The 20,451-nt window shown below is 57.3% G+C and carries 16 protein-coding genes; 13 read left to right on the forward strand and 3 right to left on the reverse strand.

The window, feature by feature from the left end:
- From J5276_RS26650 to J5276_RS26670, 5 genes are all read left to right on the forward strand, one after another.
- Positions 1–4,560, forward strand: a complete 4,560-nt coding sequence (locus J5276_RS26650; protein WP_209159915.1) for a type I polyketide synthase — start codon at positions 1–3, stop codon at positions 4,558–4,560.
- A gap of 39 nt (positions 4,561–4,599) precedes the next feature.
- Positions 4,600–5,667 carry an LLM class flavin-dependent oxidoreductase gene (locus J5276_RS26655; protein ID WP_112650645.1) on the forward strand — a complete coding sequence of 356 codons (1,068 nt, stop codon included), beginning with the start codon at positions 4,600–4,602 and terminating at the stop codon, positions 5,665–5,667.
- 10 nt (positions 5,668–5,677) lie between these two features.
- Positions 5,678–9,064 carry a non-ribosomal peptide synthetase gene (locus tag J5276_RS26660; RefSeq protein ID WP_209159916.1) on the forward strand — a complete coding sequence of 1,129 codons (3,387 nt, stop codon included), beginning with the start codon at positions 5,678–5,680 and terminating at the stop codon, positions 9,062–9,064.
- Between the two features lie 31 nt (positions 9,065–9,095).
- On the forward strand, positions 9,096–10,448 hold the full coding sequence (locus J5276_RS26665; protein ID WP_065662645.1) for an MATE family efflux transporter: 1,353 nt from the start codon (positions 9,096–9,098) through the stop codon (positions 10,446–10,448).
- A 131-nt stretch (positions 10,449–10,579) separates the two neighbouring features.
- Positions 10,580–11,101, forward strand: a complete 522-nt coding sequence (locus J5276_RS26670; protein ID WP_065662646.1) for an Rrf2 family transcriptional regulator — start codon at positions 10,580–10,582, stop codon at positions 11,099–11,101.
- A gap of 32 nt (positions 11,102–11,133) precedes the next feature.
- Here J5276_RS26670 and J5276_RS26675 read toward each other — a convergent pair whose 3' ends face one another.
- Positions 11,134–11,601, reverse strand: a complete 468-nt coding sequence (locus J5276_RS26675; RefSeq protein ID WP_065662647.1) for an aspartate 1-decarboxylase — start codon at positions 11,599–11,601, stop codon at positions 11,134–11,136.
- 21 nt (positions 11,602–11,622) lie between these two features.
- Complete coding sequence (locus J5276_RS26680) at positions 11,623–12,228, reverse strand: Rrf2 family transcriptional regulator (protein WP_236759717.1); 606 nt, start codon at positions 12,226–12,228, stop codon at positions 11,623–11,625.
- Positions 12,229–12,409: 181 nt separating this feature from the next.
- Here J5276_RS26680 and J5276_RS26685 point away from each other — a divergent pair, with 181 nt between their 5' ends.
- The 5 genes from J5276_RS26685 to J5276_RS26705 all read left to right on the forward strand — a co-directional run bounded on the left by J5276_RS26685 (position 12,410) and on the right by J5276_RS26705 (position 15,696).
- Positions 12,410–13,102, forward strand: coding sequence for a 4'-phosphopantetheinyl transferase superfamily protein (locus tag J5276_RS26685; RefSeq protein ID WP_112650650.1), 693 nt, complete (start codon positions 12,410–12,412; stop codon positions 13,100–13,102).
- A gap of 194 nt (positions 13,103–13,296) precedes the next feature.
- On the forward strand, positions 13,297–13,551 hold the full coding sequence (locus J5276_RS26690) for a type II toxin-antitoxin system ParD family antitoxin (RefSeq protein ID WP_013637268.1): 255 nt from the start codon (positions 13,297–13,299) through the stop codon (positions 13,549–13,551).
- Positions 13,551–13,844 carry a type II toxin-antitoxin system RelE/ParE family toxin gene (locus J5276_RS26695; protein WP_112664746.1) on the forward strand — a complete coding sequence of 98 codons (294 nt, stop codon included), beginning with the start codon at positions 13,551–13,553 and terminating at the stop codon, positions 13,842–13,844. Before J5276_RS26690 ends, J5276_RS26695 begins: the two co-directional genes overlap by 1 nt.
- Positions 13,845–14,104: 260 nt before the next feature.
- Positions 14,105–14,512, forward strand: coding sequence for a helix-turn-helix domain-containing protein (locus J5276_RS26700; protein WP_080802563.1), 408 nt, complete (start codon positions 14,105–14,107; stop codon positions 14,510–14,512).
- 116 nt (positions 14,513–14,628) lie between these two features.
- Positions 14,629–15,696 (forward strand): alkene reductase, encoded by a 1,068-nt coding sequence (locus J5276_RS26705; RefSeq protein ID WP_209159917.1) that lies wholly within the window; start codon positions 14,629–14,631, stop codon positions 15,694–15,696.
- Positions 15,697–16,280: 584 nt separating this feature from the next.
- Here the strand turns inward: J5276_RS26705 and J5276_RS26710 are convergent.
- A complete protein-coding gene (locus tag J5276_RS26710) occupies positions 16,281–17,276 on the reverse strand; it encodes a LacI family DNA-binding transcriptional regulator (RefSeq protein ID WP_209159918.1) in 996 nt (331 codons plus the stop codon).
- Between the two features lie 175 nt (positions 17,277–17,451).
- Between J5276_RS26710 and J5276_RS26715 the strand changes: the two genes are divergently transcribed.
- The 3 genes from J5276_RS26715 to J5276_RS26725 all read left to right on the forward strand — a co-directional run bounded on the left by J5276_RS26715 (position 17,452) and on the right by J5276_RS26725 (position 20,441).
- On the forward strand, positions 17,452–18,405 hold the full coding sequence (locus J5276_RS26715) for a sugar ABC transporter substrate-binding protein (RefSeq protein ID WP_019565640.1): 954 nt from the start codon (positions 17,452–17,454) through the stop codon (positions 18,403–18,405).
- Between the two features lie 126 nt (positions 18,406–18,531).
- Positions 18,532–19,653 carry an ABC transporter permease gene (locus tag J5276_RS26720; RefSeq protein WP_065662701.1) on the forward strand — a complete coding sequence of 374 codons (1,122 nt, stop codon included), beginning with the start codon at positions 18,532–18,534 and terminating at the stop codon, positions 19,651–19,653.
- Positions 19,653–20,441 (forward strand): ATP-binding cassette domain-containing protein, encoded by a 789-nt coding sequence (locus J5276_RS26725; RefSeq protein ID WP_080850482.1) that lies wholly within the window; start codon positions 19,653–19,655, stop codon positions 20,439–20,441. Before J5276_RS26720 ends, J5276_RS26725 begins: the two co-directional genes overlap by 1 nt.
- Positions 20,442–20,451 lie beyond the last annotated feature (10 nt).

Here is a 20,451-nt window from a genome sequence, read left to right on the forward strand (position 1 = left end):
ATGAACGTAAAACAACAGGCCGGGGCCGACAGTCAGCCCAATCAGGCGACATTGCTCGGAATCTTGCGCGACGCGCGGGAGCGTCTGGAGACTTTTCAGAAACGTCAGGATGAGCGTGTAGCCATCATCGGCCTTGCAGGCCGTTTTCCCGGTGCTGATGACATTGATGGTTTCTGGCAATTGCTTGCCGATGGCGGTTCTGGATTGACGGCGGTAACGGATGCCGACCTCGAAAGCGCCGGAGTCGACCGTCAACTGGCGGGTCAGCCCGACTATGTCAGGGTCTGGGGCGGATTCAGCGACCCGACCGCTTTCGATGCCGGGTTTTTCGGATATGCGCCAAGGGAGGCGCAGCTGCTCGACCCGCAGCAACGGGTGTTTCTGGAATGCGCCTGGAACGCGCTGGAACATGCCGGTTACGGAAGCGCGAAAAGCCGGGGCTGCACGGGTGTTTATGCCGGCGGTTCGCTGAATTATCACTTTACCCATATCCATTCCGACCCTTCCCTGCGCGACAGCGTAGCGCCGCTGCAGGCGGGGCTCGGCAATGTTTCCGGCATGATCGCATCTCGTGTCGCCTACCACCTCGATCTTGACGGTCCGAGTGTTGGCGTCCAGGCAACCTGCGCCACCGGGCTCGTGTCGGTGCATCTCGCCGTTCAGGCATTGCTGGCGGGTGAATGCGAGATGGCAGTGGCCGGTGCAGTTTCCGTCGGCCAGCCCAAACCTGCCGGTTATCTCTATGAAGTGGGTGGCATCGGTGCTCCCGATGGCCAATGCCGGCCATTCGATGCGGCTGCGAACGGCACTATATTCACCAACGGCGTCGGTGCCGTGATCCTGAAACGCCTCGGCGATGCGAGGGCGGCCGGCGATACGGTCTATGCCGTCATTGCTGGTTCGGCGATCGGTAACGACGGCAGCTCCAAGGTCGGATTGACTGCTCCGAGCGTCAAAGGTCAGGCTTCGGTTCTCAAGAAAGCGCTGGCCAATGCGGGGATCGCTCCTTCGGCGGTGGATTATGTGGAGGCGCACGCAACCGCGACAGCGATTGGCGACCCGATCGAGCTGACCGCGCTGAACCGCATCTACGGGCCGTCGCTTCGTGCCGAAGGCCGTACTTGCCGCATCGGTTCGCTCAAGGGAAATGTCGGGCATATGGATGCCGCGGCCGGCATCGGTGGGCTCATCAAGACTGTCCTTGCGCTGCGGCATGAATGCCTGCCCGCAAGTGGCAACTTCACGACGCCCAGCAGCGCCTGTAATTTTGAAAGCGGTCCCTTCCGGGTGGCCGCAGGCAAGTCAGACTGGAAAGCGGACGCCGACAGGCCGCGCCGCGCCGCGATCAGCGCTTTCGGCATGGGGGGCAGCAATGCCCATGTGATCATCGAGGAAGCACCCGCACCACAAGAATCGCCGGAAGACGAGACGGGCGCGTTGCTGCTGCCGCTCTCGGCGCGCTCGGCCGCATCGCTCGCCGCGATGCAATCTTCCCTTTCTGACGCGCTCGCGAAAATCGGAGAAAATGAGGGGGTATCCCTCGCCGATGTGGCCCATACGCTGCAGAAGGGACGGGAAGCTTTCAGCCACCGTTCTATCACGCTCGCGACGACACTATCCGATGCCTCCGAGAGACTGAAAACTGCCTTCGGACCCGGTTTCGCCACGGGGCAGATCCCGCAGCATGATCCAAGCCTGGTGTTCATGTTTCCTGGCCAGGGTAGCCAATATGTGGGAATGGCCCGGTCGCTTTATGAGCGTGAGGAGCACTTTCGAACCGCGCTGGATGAATGCCTGTTACTGATACCCGACGCTCTTGGAATCCGGGCACTGCTTCTTGCAGGGGCGGATGCCTCAGATACCGGGCTGGACCGCACTGACCGCACCCAGCCCGCCCTGTTCGCCGTTGAATATGCGGTGGCCAGAATGTGGATGCAGAAAGGGTTGCAGCCGCGGGCAATGATCGGCCATAGCGTCGGCGAATATGTGGCGGCCTGCCTGGCAGGGGTTTTCTCCCTCAAGGATGCCGTGTTCCTGGTGCTGGCACGGGGGCGGTTGATGCAGGGTTGCGCGCCCGGCGCAATGCTGTCGGTGATGCTGCCCGAGGCTGATCTCCGTGCCAGGTTGGATGACGGGCTGGAAATAGCCGCGGTGAACGGGCCGGGCAGCTGCGTCGTCGCTGGCGACACGGAGGCTCTGCATAATTTTGCCGAACGTCTGGAGAGAGACGGGGCAGGGTGCCGGCTGCTCAGGACATCCCATGCGTTTCACAGCGCGGCGATGGAGCCGATCCTTGCGGAGTTTGCAAGCTTGTTCGACGGCATCGCTCTCTCCGCGCCGGCAATCGATGTGGTGTCCAATCTTTCCGGAAACTGGCTGCGGGCTGAAGAGGCCTGCAACCCGGCATATTGGGCCGAACATCTACGCAGGGCGGTAAATTTCAGCGACGGCATGAAACATATTCTCGATCTTTCCGCTCCCGTCCTGCTTGAGGTCGGGCCCGGCTCAACGCTTTCACGGCTGGCGCGCCAGCAGGCGAATGATGACTGCCGCATCGTCACGTCATTGCCGGATGCGGCCGGAACGGCTGATGCTGCCGACCATGCGCTGCTGGCCCTCGGACAGCTGTGGTTGACAGGCATTGATGTCCGCTGGGAGTCTCTTCAAGACGGGCCGCCGCGTCGCCGCGTTGGGTTGCCGGGATATCATTTCGAGCGTCAGTCATACTGGATTGCGCCGCCCGTAAGTGGACGGGACGTGGCTGCACCCGCAACCCACAGACCGATGGCCGAATGGTTCCATCAGCCGGTGTGGAAGACACGGCCGTTAAAAAACGGGGCAGCATCAAGCGCTCGAGGCTGCTGGCTCGTTTTCGGTACCGAGGCTCTTTTCGACATTCCGGACGGGATTGATGCGGTTGTTGTTCGCGGGGGTGCTATATTCGACATTTCGGAGAAAGCCTATACGATCGATCCGGCCAAAGCGGAGCATCTCGTTGCTTTGTTCGATGATCTTGCCAAAAGGAACTGGACGCCGGATCAGATCGTCAGCGGTTTTGGAATGGCGGAGACGGACCTGCCGGATGCCGCGTGGAATTTCGCGATTAACCTTGCCCGAACGCTTGCCAGCGGCAACCAGCGCCCGGATGTGACATTTGTCGGCAGGGCCATGCACGGGATTTTCGCCGCCGACAGTGTCGAGCCCGCGAGAGCCCGGATCAACGGGCTGGCGCGCATGTTGGGTCAGGAACTACCGGGATTGTTGTGCCGCAGTATCGATCTTCAGGGTCCGCCGGCAAATGCCACAAAGTACCTGCGGGACGTCATCTCCTCGCCGTTTGTCGAAGGAGAGCAGATTTATGCCCTTCGTGACGGTATTTTGCTCTCGCTCTCCCATGAGCGGGTTGACCTCAGCGGGGCAGCAGATCGCCCTGTTGCAAAGCCCGGTGAAACCTATCTTGTCATAGGCGAACTTCTGGAAGGGCTGGGGCTTGTCTATTCCCGCGCCCTCATCAAAGCTGGAGCGAAAGTCATTCTGGCGGGTCGTGCGGGAATTCCGCTGGTGCCGGACTGGGAGCGATGGCTTGCATCCCATAGCCCCCGCCATCCGGTCAGCCTTTTCATCCAGACGCTCAGGTCGCTGGGAACGCCAGGAAAAGACTATCTTCTATTTTCTGGTGATGTCAGCGATGCGTCATGGCTTCGGTCCGCGCTGGAAGAAGGCGAGAAAAGCCTTGGTCGGGTAAAGGGTGCTTTCCACACAGCCGCCATGGGCTATCAATACTTCGGCCTGCTTAGCAGTGAAAACTTCGACACGAGAAGCCTTCGAACCGTAAAGTCCGGCGCAATCGATGCTCTTGATCGTGTTATTGGACAGCGTAGCGGTATGTTTGTACTCGTCCAGTCGTCGCTCTCATCGATCGTTGGCGGTAGGGGCCTCGGTCGTTACGCCGCGGAAAATTCTTATCTGGATGCTTTCGTCTCCACAAAACAACGGCGATCAGGCCCGGTCTGGAAATCCGTCAATTGGGATGCCTGCGCATCGGTCCACGCGACGGAGACTGGTCATTCAGCCCACAGGGAAATAACCCCGGAGGAAGTTTGGCAGGTCACGGCGATGGTCCTTTCGGAGGCTTCGCCGGCTTCAATCGTGGCAACGCCCTATGATCTCAAAAACCGCCCCGCAGCGGATGCTCACGGTACCGACGAGGCCACAACCAGTATCCAGAAATCCGCCCGCGTTGGGGTATCAGCGACCTATGCTGCACCACGGGGGGCGCTTGAGGAAGAGGTCGTCGCCATCATGGCGGAGCTTCTCGGGATAAACGGCATTGGTATCGCCGATAATTTCTTCGAACTCGGTGGTCATTCGCTGCTCGCCATCCAGGTGGTCGCCCGGCTTCGGAAGCGCTTCGACGTTGAAATTCCAATGCGGGCCCTGCTTTTCGACGCACCAACAGCCGCCGGTCTCGCCAAGGTCATACAGGAGGGGCTCGACGCCCGCAATCGTCAGGTGGATATCCTTGCCTCGATGCTTGATGACGTAGAGGCCGGCCGTTGAAGACGTCGACAACGTTCACACACAATCGGGATCATTCTGATGAAATTCAGCCTTTTTTATTTTGACGGTGACGGGTCGCGTCCGGGTCAGGAAAATTACCGCCTGCTGATGGACAGTGCGCAATTTGCCGATGCGAACGACCTCGAAGCCTTGTGGGTACCGGAAAGGCATTTCCACGCATTTGGAGGTCTTTACCCCAATCCTTCGATCGTCAGTGCTGCACTGGCGATGGTAACGCGCAAGGTTCAGCTAAGAGCCGGCAGCGTTGTTGCCGCCCTGCACCATCCTGCCCGCGTGGCGGAGGAATGGGCGGTCGTTGACAATCTTTCCGGAGGCAGGGCAGGCATTGCAATCGCGGCCGGCTGGACGAAAGATGAATTCATCTTTTCGAAGGAGCCACACGGAAACCGCCGAAGCACCATGTGGCGCTCATATGAACAGATCGCCCGGCTTCTCGCCGGCGAGGCGGCCTCGTTCGAGGATGCGGAGGGTAATGTCGTCGATGCGAAAACCCTGCCACGACCCGTGCAGTCGCGTATCCCCTTTTGGGTTGCATGCCAGTCCACGGAGACTTTTATTGAAGCAGGCCGCCGTGGTCTCAACGTTCTGACGGCCTTGCTTGGCGAGACGACAGAGTCGCTCGCGCCGAAGATTGAAGCCTACCGCAAGTCGCGGGAAAAACATGGTCACGATCCGGCTGCGGGAACCGTCAGCATGATGGTGCACACCTTCCTGGGCGACGACACCGGCAAGGTCAAATCCAATGTTTCCAAACCGTTCGGGGATTATCTCCGTACCCATTATCACCTGCTTGAAGGTCTTGGACGGAGCATGGGTGTCGACATAACGCTTGATAATTTCAGCGATGACGACCTCGATAGCCTGATCGAATTCGGCATCGAGGGTTTCATGAAAGGCAGGTCCCTCATCGGTACGCCCGAAAGCTGCCAGCCGACGGTGGACACACTGGCGGAGATGGGTGTCGATGAAATCGCTTGCCTGATCGATTTCGTCCAGGATTACGATCTCGTCATGGGCAGCCTGCCGTTCCTGTTGAAACTCGTGGAAGCAAACCGGCCGCCAATGCGCGTTGCCAGAGTGGTCTGAAGGATTTGCGATGATATCGAATGCCGAGACGATTGCTCTATTGCGTAACCGCATCGCAAATCTTGACACCGAGCAGCGGGCACTGCTGCGCTCGCAGATAGAGGCGCGCGGCATGTCCTGGCACGATGTCGCACCTGAGGGCGACGATGCCGGCGTTGGGGCCGGGCGATTGCCGCTGACATCATCGCAGATGCATTTCTGGCTGCAGCAGAAGATCTTCCCTGAGAGCTCGGCCTATGTCATTCCCTTCAGGTGGCATATCGACGGCCCTCTGGACCACGACACGATCCTCCGCACGCTTCGGATTCTCGTCGCTAGGCACGAGCCGCTCCGAACGGCTTTCCCGCTTGAAGAGGGAAGGCCCTGGCAGCAGGTTCTCGGTGATATGGAGCCCGAACTTGCGGTTTCGGATTGCCGGAACATGTCTGCTGCCGATTGCGACGAGGCCATAGGCCGGATCGCCCGCACAGCTTTCGACCTGTCCAAAGCGCCGCTGATGCGGACGCATCTTCTGCAGGTTGGAGAAGACGAGCATATTCTCGTATTCGTCTTTCATCACACGGTTGCCGACGGATGGTCCCGCGGCATTCTGATGCGCGAATTTTCGTTGTGTTACGATGCGGTGGCGAACAATCGGGAACCTGTCCTCGATACATTACCGCGATCCTATGGCGACTTTGTCCGTTCCAGACAAAATTGGTCCGGCACGAAGGACTACGAGCGCCAGAAGCAGTACTGGATCAACCGGCTGCAAAATCTCGAGCCACAGGAGTTTCCTGCCGACTATCCCCGCCATGAAACAGCGGATATGGCCAGCGAGACGCTGGTGAAGGAGATTTCGCAGGATTTGATGGCGGAAGTGTCGGGTCTGGCCGTCAAACTTGGCACGACGACCTTTGTGGTGTTTGCCGCTGTTTTCCAGCTTTTGCACCACCGTTATACGGGTCGCAGGGACCTTGCTGTGTGCGTGCCCGTTGCCGGTCGGGTCGACCCCGATATGGCAGGATTGATTGGCCTGTTCACAAACACGATCGTGTTGCGCAACGATCTTAGCCCCGCCATGTCGTTTCGAGACTGGACGAGACGCGTGCAGGAAGACTTTGCCAATGCTCTGGAACATCAGGACTATCCCTTTGCGGAGTTGATGGATGTGCTGGGCAGCAACCGCGAAGGGGTGGAAAATTCGCCGTTCCAGATTTCCTTTCAGGTCCAGACGCAGGGCTACAGGCAGCAAAATGCGCAGGCCTTCGATCTGGGCAACGCCAGTCTGCGGGTAAGGCAGGAAGCGATACCGGTCGCGGAAGCAAAGCTCGACATGAGCTGGATGATCATGGAGCGCGCATTGGGCGCACTTGTCACTGTCGAGTACCGGTCTGGCCGGTTCGAGGCGGTGCGCATGAAGCGGCAGCTGGAGCATTTCGAGAACCTGCTGCGCTCGGTCGTTGCGTCCCCCGACGCGCTTCTGCCGACCTTCGACTATATCTCCGCCGGTGAGCGCGAATCCCTTCTCTCATCGGGCGCGCTCGTGGCGCGGCCTCTCCCGGTCAAGGGCGTGCACGACCTGATAAGCGGCGCGGCACGTCTCCATTCCGAAAATATTGCCATCGAATGCATCGACCGGAGCTGGACGTATAGTCAGCTCGAAGAGGCGTCGAATAATCTCGCAAGGGCACTTTTGACGCTGGAAAGGCCGGTGAAACCGGGAATGCGGGTGGCGGTTTCGCTGCCGGGGCAGGCGAGCGGCATCATATCTTTCCTTGCGATCATAAAGGCCGGTGCGGTTTATGTGCCGATCGATCCGCGCCACCCGGCAGACAGGATCGGTTACGTGCTGGAGGATGCCGCAGCGGTTCTGGTGCTGACTGATGATGCGGGGCTGTTCCCCGGTATTACCTGCATCGATCCTGTTCATCATCTTGAGAACCAGCCGGATACCGCGCTTCCGGCGATGCCTGACAACAGTGACATCTATATCCTCTACACAAGCGGCAGCACCGGGCGACCCAAGGGGGTGCCGATTACGCACCGGGGCCTGCTCAATCAATTCCAGTCAATGGCGCGCCAGCCCGGCATAAGGGCTGGAGACCGAATGCTTTCGGTGACGACGCCGGCATTCGACATCTCCGTTCTGGAAATGCTCTGGCCATTGAGCGTCGGTGCAACCGCCGTGATGCGTGAACCGGACCTTCTGCTTCAACCCGAGAAGCTGGGAAGGACGCTGGACGAACATGATATTTCGCATTTCCAGGCGACCCCAGCCACGTGGCGAATGCTGCTGGACAGCGGCTGGAAAGGGAGAAAATCCCTCACCGGCCTCTGCGGCGGCGAGGCTCTCGATGCGCAGCTTGCCGGGAGACTCATTCATAGGATCGGTTCTCTGTGGAATGTCTACGGTCCGACCGAAACGACGATCTGGGCCGGCGCATTGCTGGTGGAGGAGGCTCATTCCAAAAGCGGCAAGGTGCCGATCGGTGGCCGTCTGGATAACACCTCGTTCCTCGTGCTCGATGCCTATATGGATCCCGTTCCCGAAGGCGTGCCGGGAGAGCTGCACATTGGCGGCATTAGCCTGAGCCGCGGCTACTGGAACCGTCCGGCGCTTGCGGCTGAAAAATTCGTTCCCGATCCCTATGACCGATCATCTACGCCGGGCTCCCGCCTCTACAAGACGGGTGACCTTGTCGTGCGCAGGCCGGACGGCAATTTGGAATTCGTTGGACGAACCGACTTCCAGATCAAATTGCGCGGCTATCGCATCGAGGTTGGAGAAATCGAGAGCCTACTTCAGGAAGAAGAGGGGGTCGATCAGGTTCTGGTTCTGCTCGATGCAAACAGGGAGCAGCTTCTGGCCTATGTCCTCCTTGAGGATCGCTCGGGCAACGTCGACAAGGGTGCCATGGGTATCCGGTTCAACAGAGCGCTTTCGGCCCGGTTGCCGCGTTACATGGTGCCTTCGCATTTCATCCTTCTGGAAGAGTTTCCGATGAATGCGAATGGCAAAGTGGATCGCAAACGTCTGCCGCTGCCGGATCGCTCGGAACGGGCGGCTTCCGAAATTTCTTCTCCGGCAAACAGTGTGGAACAGGCCCTTCACGCCCTTTGGCAGAAAATGCTCAAACGCGAGGATATTGGCGTCAACGACAATTTTTTCGAGCTGGGAGGCGATTCCCTCCTGATCGTCGCCATGCCTGCCAGAGTGCATGATGCCCTTGGCATCGAACTGGAAGTCACGGATTTCTTCCGTTTTCCGACACTGGAAACGCTGGCCGGCCACATCATGGATTTGCAGCAAGGCAAATCCACACCGTCGGAGAGTGCGCGTGGGCGAAGCGACACCAGGGTGCAGGGACGTGAACGGCAATTGCAGCGGCGCATCAGGTCAGGCAATTTCACCTGACCTGTCTATAAAGTCTGTCAGGATTACAGCCATGGAACAGGGCGCCGCAACCGCCGATAAAGAAGACTTCAATACGCAGGGTAAGCCCACACTATTCCAGCTGAGCTTTCCGCTCCTGCTTCATTCGCTGCTGAGTTTCTTTGTCAATCTGGCCGATACGGCGATATTAAGCGCCTATTCGGCCGAAGCCGCCGCCGCCGTCGCTGTCGCCAAACAGATTCTTTTGATCGCGTTTGAATTATCCGGGCTTATCGGCATCGGCGCAGTCATCGTCATTTCCCGGCATCTTGGCCGGGAAGAGGTGGAGGCGGCGCGGCAGGTGGTTGCGGTGGCGCTCTTGACCAACACGCTTGTCGGGTTGGCGCTTGGCTTGTCGTTGCTCGTTGTGGGTCCCTTCGTGCTTGAACAGCTGGCGGGATCGACCGCCCTTAATGATGAAGCCGGCCTCTACCTGAATATCGTCGCGGTTGGGATGATCTTTAACGGCTTCATTGCGGCCGGTCTGGCGTGCCTGCGCGCATTCGGCCACAGCAGACTGATCCTGGCATTCGGGGTGGGAGTGTCGGCCTTTTATCTCCTTGCTGAATGGGTTCTCATTCTGGGAGCCGGGCCTTTGCCGGGCATGGGCGTGACAGGGGCTGCAATCGGCACCTTGAGCGTTCGCCTGCTGACCGCTGCCGTTTTAACGCCGGTGCTGGTGCGCAAGTTGGGGCTACGTTTTTCGCTTGCCGATACGATTGCGCGTCTGACGACTGCCCGGCGGATGATCGCAATCGCCCTGCCGAGCGTGACCGATTACATCGCCTACAGTTTTTACCAGATCATTCTCCTGGGGCTGGTTGCCAGGTTCGGCGTCGAGGCCGTGCTGGGACGGACTTATACGATGCTCGCCATGGCTTTTCTGATCGTTGTCGTCATGGCAATCAGTCAGGGGAACGAGGTTCTGATTGGTTACCGGTTCGGCGAACGCAAGCTTGAAGCGGCGACCAGTCAGGCTCTCCGGTCAGCAAGCATCGCGGCAGCCGCGACTACCGGGCTTGCCACTCTTATCTGGCTCGCCTCGGTTCCCTATACTAGGTTGTTTACCGACAATCCGGCGATCATCGAATTGTGCGGAAGCCTGCTGTTTCTGACGATATTCATGCAGCCCGGATTTGCATTCAACACGATCCTGTTTCAATCGCTGCGGGCCGTCGGAGATGTCCGCTGGCCGGTCTTGGTCAGCCTGACCGTGACATGGGGGCTCGGTCTTCCCATGGCCTGGTTTTTCTGCTCGTTCCTCGATCTCGGAGTGACGGGCGTATGGTGGGCGCTGATTATCGAGGAAACAATGAAGGGCGGCCTGTTCCTGCAGCGCTGGCTTGCCCGCGAGGTTAGGCAATAAGGGCAGGCTCATCCATGCAGCATGCCGGAGGCCGGCTTATATCCCTGGAACAATTGAACGGAGCGATATAACACGGTAGTGTGAGAACCGGATCGGCGATCCCCCACTCGTCATGAGGACGTTCATAAACGATGCATCTGAAACGGCAGACTGAAATCGCCTTTGGCATACTCGCAGTATGCGCGCGACAGGGGAACGAAATCGTATCGGTTCAAAAGGTCTCGCAGGAAATCGGTTCTACGAAAGACCACACCTATCAGGTTGTCGCCCTGCTGGCGCGAAACGGTCTTCTGCTGAGCGAACGAGGCCCCGGTGGCGGCCTTAAACTGGCAAGGGAGCCGGAGGCAGTGAAGCTGACCGAGGTGCTGCGGCTGATACAGCCCGAATTGCTCGGGGAAGGCGCAGATAATCTCTCATCGCCACAGTCGGATGCAGAAGCATTGCTTGGCCGCATCGTTTCCACAACATCGTCTTTTTTTGCCCGCCTTCTCGATCGCTTCACGGTTGCCGACCTGATTGCTCCTGACAGTAATCTCCGTGTCAGTTGTCTGGATTGCGGCCTGATGGCGTCCCGCCACCAGGCAACGATTTCCATGACAGATGATGATCAGCCTCAGCCTTTGGTCGCCAGACAGTCCGGCTATCGAAGCTAGACGCGCCAGCCGGTTAAGACCGGCGCATTGTTTCAGGCTATGGCTCGATCTGCCACGTCCTCGTCTTCCATATCGGTGCTTTGCCCATCGGGCAGGGTTTCGATAAAGAAATCGAAGGGACGACGTGCCGTTTCTTTGACGCGATAGCGCAGAACATCCTTCACGTCGTTTTTCGGCGTGAACGTGAGGACCATGGGCGCGGTGTCATAAAGCGCGCGCTCCTGAACGTAAGACGACGAGCATATGATGACCTGATCTCCCCGCTGGCAGGTGCGCGCCGCAGCACCGTTCAGGATGCAGCATTTTGACCCCGCCTCGCCGAAAATCACATATGTCGAAATTCTGGCGCCGCTCTGCTTGTTCCAGATATCGACGAATTCCAGAGGTCTGATACCAGCGAGGTCACAATGCTCTGGATCCAGAGTGATGGACCCGTGATAATCAAGATCGGCTCCCGTTACGGTGATGCCGTGTAGCTTGGCTCTGACGATGCGTATCAAATGCAACTCTCCTCAATATGATCAAATTGTCGCATTCAATTGGCTGAGAGAATCAGTCTCTCCCGCAAACGGTACCGGCGGCACCAATCGTCGGCTGCGACACTTGGAATTGCCGATCTTCGTCGGGCTGACGTCGGCAATCTTGCAGGTATCCGCAAGCTCGATGAAATATTCGGAGGTCGCTTCTGCCAGCATGTGAAAAATGCCTGCTGTACCGGAAGGACTTGCATTGCGCGTGCGCGGCCGCCTGACTATAACCGGCTGTGTCGCCCGCAGGATCATGCCTACGGAAACACTTTCCGGATCGACATTGAGAACGACGCCGCCGCTCCGCCCACGCCGGCTCCGCAACAATCCGCTTCTGACGAGAACCGCAACAACCCTTGCAGCATGATCTTTCGTCACTCCAAGCCGATGAGCCAGTTTTCTTGTCGTGTGGGCTTCTTCTGTTTCATGTACGAAATTCGTTAGAATACCGATCGCGATTTCAGATTCCCTAGTCAGATACATCAGATGATTCTCCTCACATCGAGAGACGGAACGTGCAAATCTCGTCTTGTAGATTAGACGAGCGAGATGTGCTCTTTCGGACTTCGCCATGAAAAAATTTGTGATGAAAATCGTCATCGAGTGTCTGGCGCTGAATAAATAGCGGTGCTGTCAACGCACGCGATGACTGCTATCGGAGCAGATAGTGTTGCGGAAGATGTAAGAATGATGACGACCCACACCGTTCACACTTGTAATACCCATCAGACGCTTTGTATTTCTGAAAAGAGTTTTGCGCAAAATTGGATGGTAAGAGCGAATGGTTGAGAGGATTCTGACCGTAGCAGATATTGTTGTCGCAATTCCTGTCTCCGAACTTCTTGTTGTTTGCGAACCGGCTATGTTCCTCAATGAAGTCGAGCGGGCCAAGGCGGAACGCTTTCATAAAATGGAGGACAGTCTTCGTTATCAAGCTGCACATGTCCTCAAGCGTTTACTGATCGGTGCCGCCGTTGGAAAGGATGCTGTAGATCTGAATTTTTCACGCGCAGCAGGCGGTAAGCCGATTGTCTTAGACTGTGGCTCGTTGGATTTTAATCTGTCGCATGGCGGTGATTGGGTCGCCGTAGCGCTTTCACGGTCGGGCTCCATCGGTGTCGATGTCGAATCCGAAAGAGAGGACGACGTTTGGCGGCAGATCGCCTCAGCGTTTCTCGCGCCGAAGGAAGCGAATAATGTCGAGTTCTTAAAATTGTGGACGGCGAAGGAGGCAGCTGTAAAGGCCAATGGTGCGGGTCTTGCCATTCCACTCACCGATGTTGTCATCGATACGGAAGGCTCGGAAATTTTCATTGCCACTCTTCCGACAGAAAGTTTATCTGGCGAATGGCGGCAACTCGATACAACCCATGTTCTAGCCGTGGCTACCGACACAAACATACCCACAATTTGTGTATGCAGCAGCGTCAGTATCTTAAAGCATACATTGACGGAATTCAATTTTTTGCGGTGACGCGCCTACCTTTGCCGCCCCACGGGCCTCCCTTTTTAACTTCGGGTGATCGGCTAATATCTTGGCAAATAAAGCCTTCAGGACCAATTTATGATCGCCGGTTCATATTGGTTCAAGAGCTGTAATTGCGACCTCATCATTATTTTGACAAACTTTGCCATCAGCGAGTATGTTGAGGCATTAAGGAGACTCGAATGGCGACGATGAATGTATCCCTGCCAGACCCAATGAAAGATTGGGTTGAAGCACAGGCCAAGACTGGTCGATACTCGAATGCGAGCGATTATGTCCGGGACCTGATCCGCAGAGACCAAGCGCGTACGGACAAGATTGCCGAGATGCAGCGATTTGTCGACGACGGGATCAGAAGCGGAGTTGGGAGCCGTTCAACGGAAGAGTTGTTTGCTTTAGCCACTTCTCGAGCTGACATCAGCCGCGGACGCGCTTAATGCCATTTAGCCTATCTGTCCAAGCGGAAGAGGATATTATTTCCATTGCAGAAGAAGGCATCCGCATCTTCGGAGCACTAGTCGCCAGACAATATCACGATGAGCTTTTTGCCTTGCTCGAGCTCATCGCCACCAACCCAAGAATGGCACGCGAACGCCATGAGATTTCTCCTCCTGTCAGGATCCATCCTTTCAAGGCTCACCTTGTCGTGTACCGCATCATTGAAGACGGGAGCGTATTCATCATCCGCATACGGCACAGCCATGAAGATTGGGCGGGAGATTCTTTCTAACCAACCACTTCGCCGAATTTATAACATATTGGTCGTCAGTGCGAATCTCATCAAGAGCACGATGCTGGCAGCGCGGTTTTGATGGCCCACTCGCGGCCCGCACGCAATGGTCGCTTCGCACCCCACATCCGGTCATTTTGAGTCTGCTGCACTCGGCTGAAGTTTGTGTTGAGGGAGCGCCTCGGGAAACACAAGTATACATGGGCTACCTGTGCGCATAAAGATATCGACATGAATGGATTGTGAAGGTGCGTATCGTCATGGAATTAGATCCGATTTGCTTCTCCTCGGACTGCGCCAGCAGGACACTCTTCGATCAGATCGCCGATAAATGGTCCATGATGGTTCTGGCGGTGCTGTCGGACGGACCTCATCGGTTCAACCTCATCCGTAAGCGCCTGGAGGGCGTGAGCCAGAAGGCTCTGACGCAGTGTCTCCGCAAACTGGAGCGCAACGGCCTCATCACTCGACGCATCGTGTCCGTATCGCCGGTGGCTGTGGAGTATGAGATCACCAAGCTGGGCCAAACACTGCAAAAGCCGTTCGGCGAGCTTCACCGGTGGACGCTGGACAAGCTGCCGGAGGTCAATGCAGCGCGAGAAGCCTTCGACGCCCGACGATCAGATGACGGTTTCAGCGGTATTCAGCTGGGAAAACGCGCTGATTGAGCCCAACCAAGACGGCGACCAGGTATCCTCAGGCCTACCAAGGCGATTTAAGGTGCCTGATTGACAGCAAGTCTACAACGTATACCTAGGCGTCCCAGATCAACTGGAGCGTCAAAATGACTGAGTTAAAATTGCTGACCCCGCTGAAGACCGAGATGTTCGAATTCAAGAACCGCGTCTTCATGGCCCCGATGACAAGAGCGCGGTCACCAGACCATGTGGCGAACGAGCTCACTGCAACCTACTACGCCCAACGCGCCACCGCTGGCCTGATCATCTCTGAGGGGACTCAGATCAGCGAGCAGGCGATCGGCTGGACGAATACGCCGGGAATCCACACGGCCGAGCAGATCGAGGGATGGCGAAAGGTCACCCGGGCCGTGCACAACGCCGGGGGCCTCATCTTCGCCCAACTCTGGCATACCGGCCGCGCTTCTCATCCAGACTTCCATGGCGGAGCCTTGCCTGTCGCGCCTTCGGCTGTGCCCTTCAATAGCCAGGCTTTCACGCCCGAGGGGCCAAAGCCGACCGTCACCCCCCGGGCTCTCACCCTCGACGAGATCCACAGTACGATTCAGGACTACGAGGCCGCCGCGCGTGCGGCCAAGGCCGCTGGTTTCGATGGGGTTGAGGTGCATGGCGCCAACGGCTATCTGCCGGCCCAATTCCTCGAGGACGGTTCCAACAAGAGAACGGACGCCTATGGCGGCCCTGTCGAAAACCGCGCCCGCTTCCTGCTCGAAGCAACCGACGCCGCAATCCGGGTATTTGGGGCTTCCCGTGTTTCGGTCAGGCTCTCGCCCCGGATACCCTACAACGATATGGGCGATAGCGACCTGGAGGGCACCTATATGTTCGCCGTCGAAGCTCTCGAAACGAGGAAGGTAGGCATTCTTCACTTCATGGAGTCGGCGCAGCTTCCCGAGAGTCTCAAGCTGCTGGCGCCCGAGGCGAGAAAGCGGTTCTCCGGCTTGTTTGTCGTAAACGTTGGATATGACCGAGAAAGTGGCGAGCGGGCGATAGCAAGCAATCTGGCGGACGCGGTGACGTTCGGAACTCTCTTCATTAGCAACCCGGACCTGCCCGAACGCTTCCGTCAAAATGCCCCATTGGCGCCGTCCGACCCGTCCAGCTACTACGTGGGCGACGAGCGAGGCTATACCGACTATCCACCCCTCGGCTGAAGCATGTCAGGCTAGGCTTCATCTGCTGTCCCGTCGCTCTCACTCCATTTCGGACAGAGTGACGGGATCGTCGTGAGAGCAGTTCCTGATGGCTCTAGATCGTAACGAGCGGCTGCGAAGTAGTTCAGCCGTTCCTGGGCGATAGAGGTCGAGGATGGGGCGATGGTCGCCCGGAGGCCATGAATGGTTCGCTCGGCGTTTTTTGCAAGTGCGCCCTCAGTTTGGGCAAGGCCATTTCAGTGACCATCGACGCCGATGCCGCAATGGCCGAACTCGGACAAGGCGGCAGATCCTTCGATGTTCGCTCTAGCCTTTGACACCCCAACACCAGATAGTCCCCGCGCGACCCCTTCCCGACATTCCAAGTGGGCCAGGTACTTGATCTGGCGGGTTTATCTGCGAGTTTGCATTTGAAGTAGTGGCAGGTCGACGGCTCGATTCCGTCCAAGGCGGTCGGTACGCACACTGCATGCCTGCCTCGTTGATGAAATCCAGTTTGGATGACACCCAAGCTTCGCCGCGACTTTGTGACGTTCCGATCGGATGGTCCTAAAGAATAGTCAACTGTGATCAGTCGACAGCGTTTAAGTTGAGCTTCGAACGACAAGCTCGCCCCGAAGAGTTACCGTCTTCAAAGCCAAACTCCCCTTGATCATACTCAGAATTGCATCAATCATTTCGTCGCGCGGTTGCTCATAGGTGGTAATGCCGTATCCGAACGAACCGGATATCTCGTAGTTGTCGAAACCCACTATCGCAATATCTTCGGGAACTTGAAGGCGAAAGTTTGCCCGGATCTCATCCATTGCGCCCATTGCCAGAATGTCGTTTTCGCACATTAGCACATCGACGCGATCTTGCGGTGAAGTCTCGCTTAAGTACTTCCTCACCGAGGCCGCACCAGCGTCCAGACTGTATTTTTCCGCGCTCATTTGGACGATGTTTTTGATGCCTTTTTCTGCCCAGAACTCCGTGAAGTAATGGCTTCTTTTTAAAGCCGTGGACAAAGCGGCAGCACCGCTCATGAAGCCCGGGCGTTTGTATCCCTGCGCATGAAGGTGGTCGACGATCTCCCTGAGAGCAAGTTCCGCGTCGCAGACAACCGCTGGCACGCCGTCGATCTGACTGTCACGTGCAAGCACGAACATAGGCGGCATGCCGCGTCCGTGCTGCAGGTCTGTCAGGGTTTCGTCGCGAAACGCTGTACCAAACAGAATGATGGCATCGACCTGACGCTGGTCCGCATGGAGAAGTGCGTTCACATGGTTGAAGTGGCTATTGATATTGATCAGCATCACGACCAGGCCTGCGGCCTGGAGCTTCTCGGTAAGCGCCTCAAGGAAAGGGAGCTTTTGCGGGTTGGAAAAGTCATCCACGAAGACAGCGATCTGCCCCGTCGAGTTGGTGGCAAGGCTTCGTGCAAGAAGGTTCGGCGTGTAGTTCAAAGCTGCAGCGGTCTCCAGGACCTTCCGCTTGCTTTCGTCGGTAATCGATGCTCCCGGTGTGAAAGCGCGTATCACGGTCCACTTGGAGACTCCCGCCGCATCTGCCACCTGTTTAGCCGTTGCTCTCTTGCGCATAAACTCTCCGGTAATGGAACATAAATTCCATTTTTTTGATTCAGTGAAATGAATGCTTGCTTTTAACGCATTCTGACATAACATGCACCTGCTTGCACCCGGTAGCAAACACATTTGCACCCGGTAGCATTCGAATTCGTCACTCAGAGGAGTGGGTGACATTGAGGAGGAAAAAATGAAATCCATTTGGAAGAATTTCGCTTCTGCGGCTATTGCCGTGTCACTGATTGGCGCTTGGTCGGTTGGCGTCAAAGCCGAGGAGCAGCCCAGCATCATCGCCGTCACTCATGGACAAGCTTCTGACCCCTTCTGGTCGATCGTGAAAAACGGAATGATGCAGGCCGGCAAGGACATCAATGCCAAGGTTGACTACCGGGCACCCGAGACCTTCGATATGGTCGCAATGGCTCAGCTCATTGAGGCCGCAGTCAATCAAAACCCGGCGGGCATTGTAATTTCCAATCCCGATCCGGATGCGCTAGGCCCGGCGATTGCCAAGGCCATCGCGGCCGGTATCCCCGTCATTTCCATGAACTCCGGCATTGCCGCAACGGAAAAGCTTGGCATCAAGCTTCATGTTGGCCAGGACGAACTTACCGCAGGGGCCAAGGTCGGCGAAAAACTCAAGTCTCTCGGCATGAAGCATGTGCTGTGCGTAAACCAGGAGGTGGGAAATGCCGCCCTTGACCAGCGCTGTGCAGGTACCGCCAAGGGCTTCGAAGGTGGAAAGGTAACGGTCTTGCCGACTTCCGCCGACCCGGCGGAAATTGAATCAAAGATCCAGGCTGCTTTAACCTCGGATTCTTCTGTCGATGTCGTGCTTGGCCTGTCGGCACCGCTCGTCGGTGAGCGAGCGGTTGCTGTTGTCGAGAAGATGGGCAATGGCGACAAGGTCAAGGTCGCTTCTTTCGATCTCTCGGCCAATTTCCTGAAGGCTGTTTCGGAAGGCAAGGCGCTTTTTGCCGTGGATCAGCAACCCTATCTCCAGGGATATCTGCCAGTCACATTCCTCGCGCTGAATGCAAGATATGGCACGATTCCTGCTGGAAACGTTGCCTCGGGTCCGAGCTTTGTCGAGAAGGATACCGCCGCTTCGGTGATTGAGAAGTCCTCCCAGGGTATCCGCTGAGCGGGACCCATCCGGCAGCTCCCGCACCTCCAGCGGGGGCTGCCCTCATCGCCCGACATCCGATCCGCGTGAAGCGTGAACGGCAGCCGAAGGCGCACGTAAACAACTGACATCTGAGGTACGACCATGACGCTGGCCAACGAACAGAACGGGTCCCCGACTCGATCCGACGAGCGCCTGAAAAAGGTTTCGACTTTGACCGCGCTCGCGCGACGTCCGGAACTCGGCGCAGTCGCAGGACTGGTGCTCGTCACAACATTCTTCATGCTGACCGCAAACCCTGCCATGTTCACACTTGCAGGCGTTGTAAACTTCATGGCGCCAGCTGCTCAACTGGGGATTCTTGCGGTTGGCGCGGCACTCTTGATGATCGGCGGCGAATTCGATCTGTCGATCGGCTCGATGGTCGCGTTCGCAGGGCTAGTTTTTGGCACGGCCCTTGTGGTCCTTAATCTGCCGCTCAGCGTCGCGATCCTGATCGCGCTTGCTTTCGCCGTGGTCATCGGTGTCACCAACGCCCAGCTCACCATGCGCACCGGACTTCCATCGTTCATAGTAACGCTTGCGTTTCTCTTCATTCTTCGTGGCCTCACGCTCGTCGGACTGAAGTGGGCGAGCGGCGGTTCAACACAGCTTCGCGGCATGAGGGAAGCTGTGGCGGACAGTCCCCTTGCGCCGCTGTTTTCAGGCGATGCCTTCCCGGGCCTCTTCACGTGGCTTGGCAGTGCAGGCGTCATCGAGACCTTCCCCAATGGAACGCCGAAAGTCCCCGGTATCCCCGTAGAAATCCTGTGGTTTGTGCTGATTGCACTCGTCGCGACCTGGGTTCTGCTGCGCACGAGGTTTGGAAACTGGATCTTTGCATCCGGAGGAGACCCGAAGTCAGCTCGCAAGTCGGGTGTTCCCGTCGCGCGCGTAAAGACGACCCTCTTCATTGTTACCGCCATGTGCGCCACTCTTGTCGCGATCCTCACCGTGCTTGATGCGGGTTCAACGGACGCACGACGGGGATTTCAGAAGGAGTTCGAAGCCATCATTGCGGCCGTCATCGGCGGATGTCTCCTGACTGGAGGATATGGTTCGGCAATCGGTGCGTTCTTCGGATCGATCGTCTTCGGCATGGTCTTGATCGGTCTCACCTACACGTCAATCGACCAGGATTGGTACCTCGTCTTCCTCGGCGGGATGCTGCTGATTGCGGTTATTTTCAACAACATCATTCGCAAGCGTGTGACGGGAGAACGCTGATGAGCACGACCCAGACACCACTCGTCGAGGTCAAGAACCTCGTAAAGCACTTCGGCTCGATTATCGCACTCAACGGCGTTTCGCTGAGTGTTCACGCAGGAGAGGTTCTGTGCCTCCTCGGAGATAACGGAGCCGGAAAATCAACTCTGATCAATACTCTTTCCGGCGTTCACAGACCGACATCCGGCGACTTCCTCGTCGAGGGGAAACAACATCTCTTTACCGGGCCAAGAGATGCGCTCGATGCCGGGATTGCTACCGTCTACCAGGATCTGGCGATGATCCCGCTGATGTCTGTCACAAGAAACTTCTTCATGGGTCGCGAGCCGTTGAAGGGCTTCGGTCCGTTCAAATACATGGACATGGAATTCGCGGATCGTGTGACCAGCGAAGAAATGAAGAGAATCGGCATCGATGTTCGTGAACCCGGGCAGGCCGTCGGCACGCTCTCCGGTGGCGAACGTCAATGCGTGGCGATCGCACGCGCCGTGTATTTCGGGGCGAAAGTCCTCATTCTCGATGAACCGACATCTGCACTCGGTGTTGCACAAACCTCGATGGTCCTGAAGTACATCGATCAGGTTCGTCGCAAAGGTCTGGGCGTGATTTTCATTACGCACAACGTCCGACACGCTTTTGCCGTCGGCAACCGTTTTACAGCTCTGAACAGGGGAAAGACGCTTGGCACATTTGCCAAACATGAAATCAGCCTCGATGGCCTGCAGAACCTGATGGCCGGCGGCAAAGAACTCCAGTCGATCTCCGCGGAGCTGGGCGGCACCATTTGAAGACACTTGG

It is taken from the genome of Agrobacterium sp. S7/73, assembly GCF_019355535.1.
GTDB lineage: Bacteria > Pseudomonadota > Alphaproteobacteria > Rhizobiales > Rhizobiaceae > Agrobacterium > Agrobacterium tumefaciens.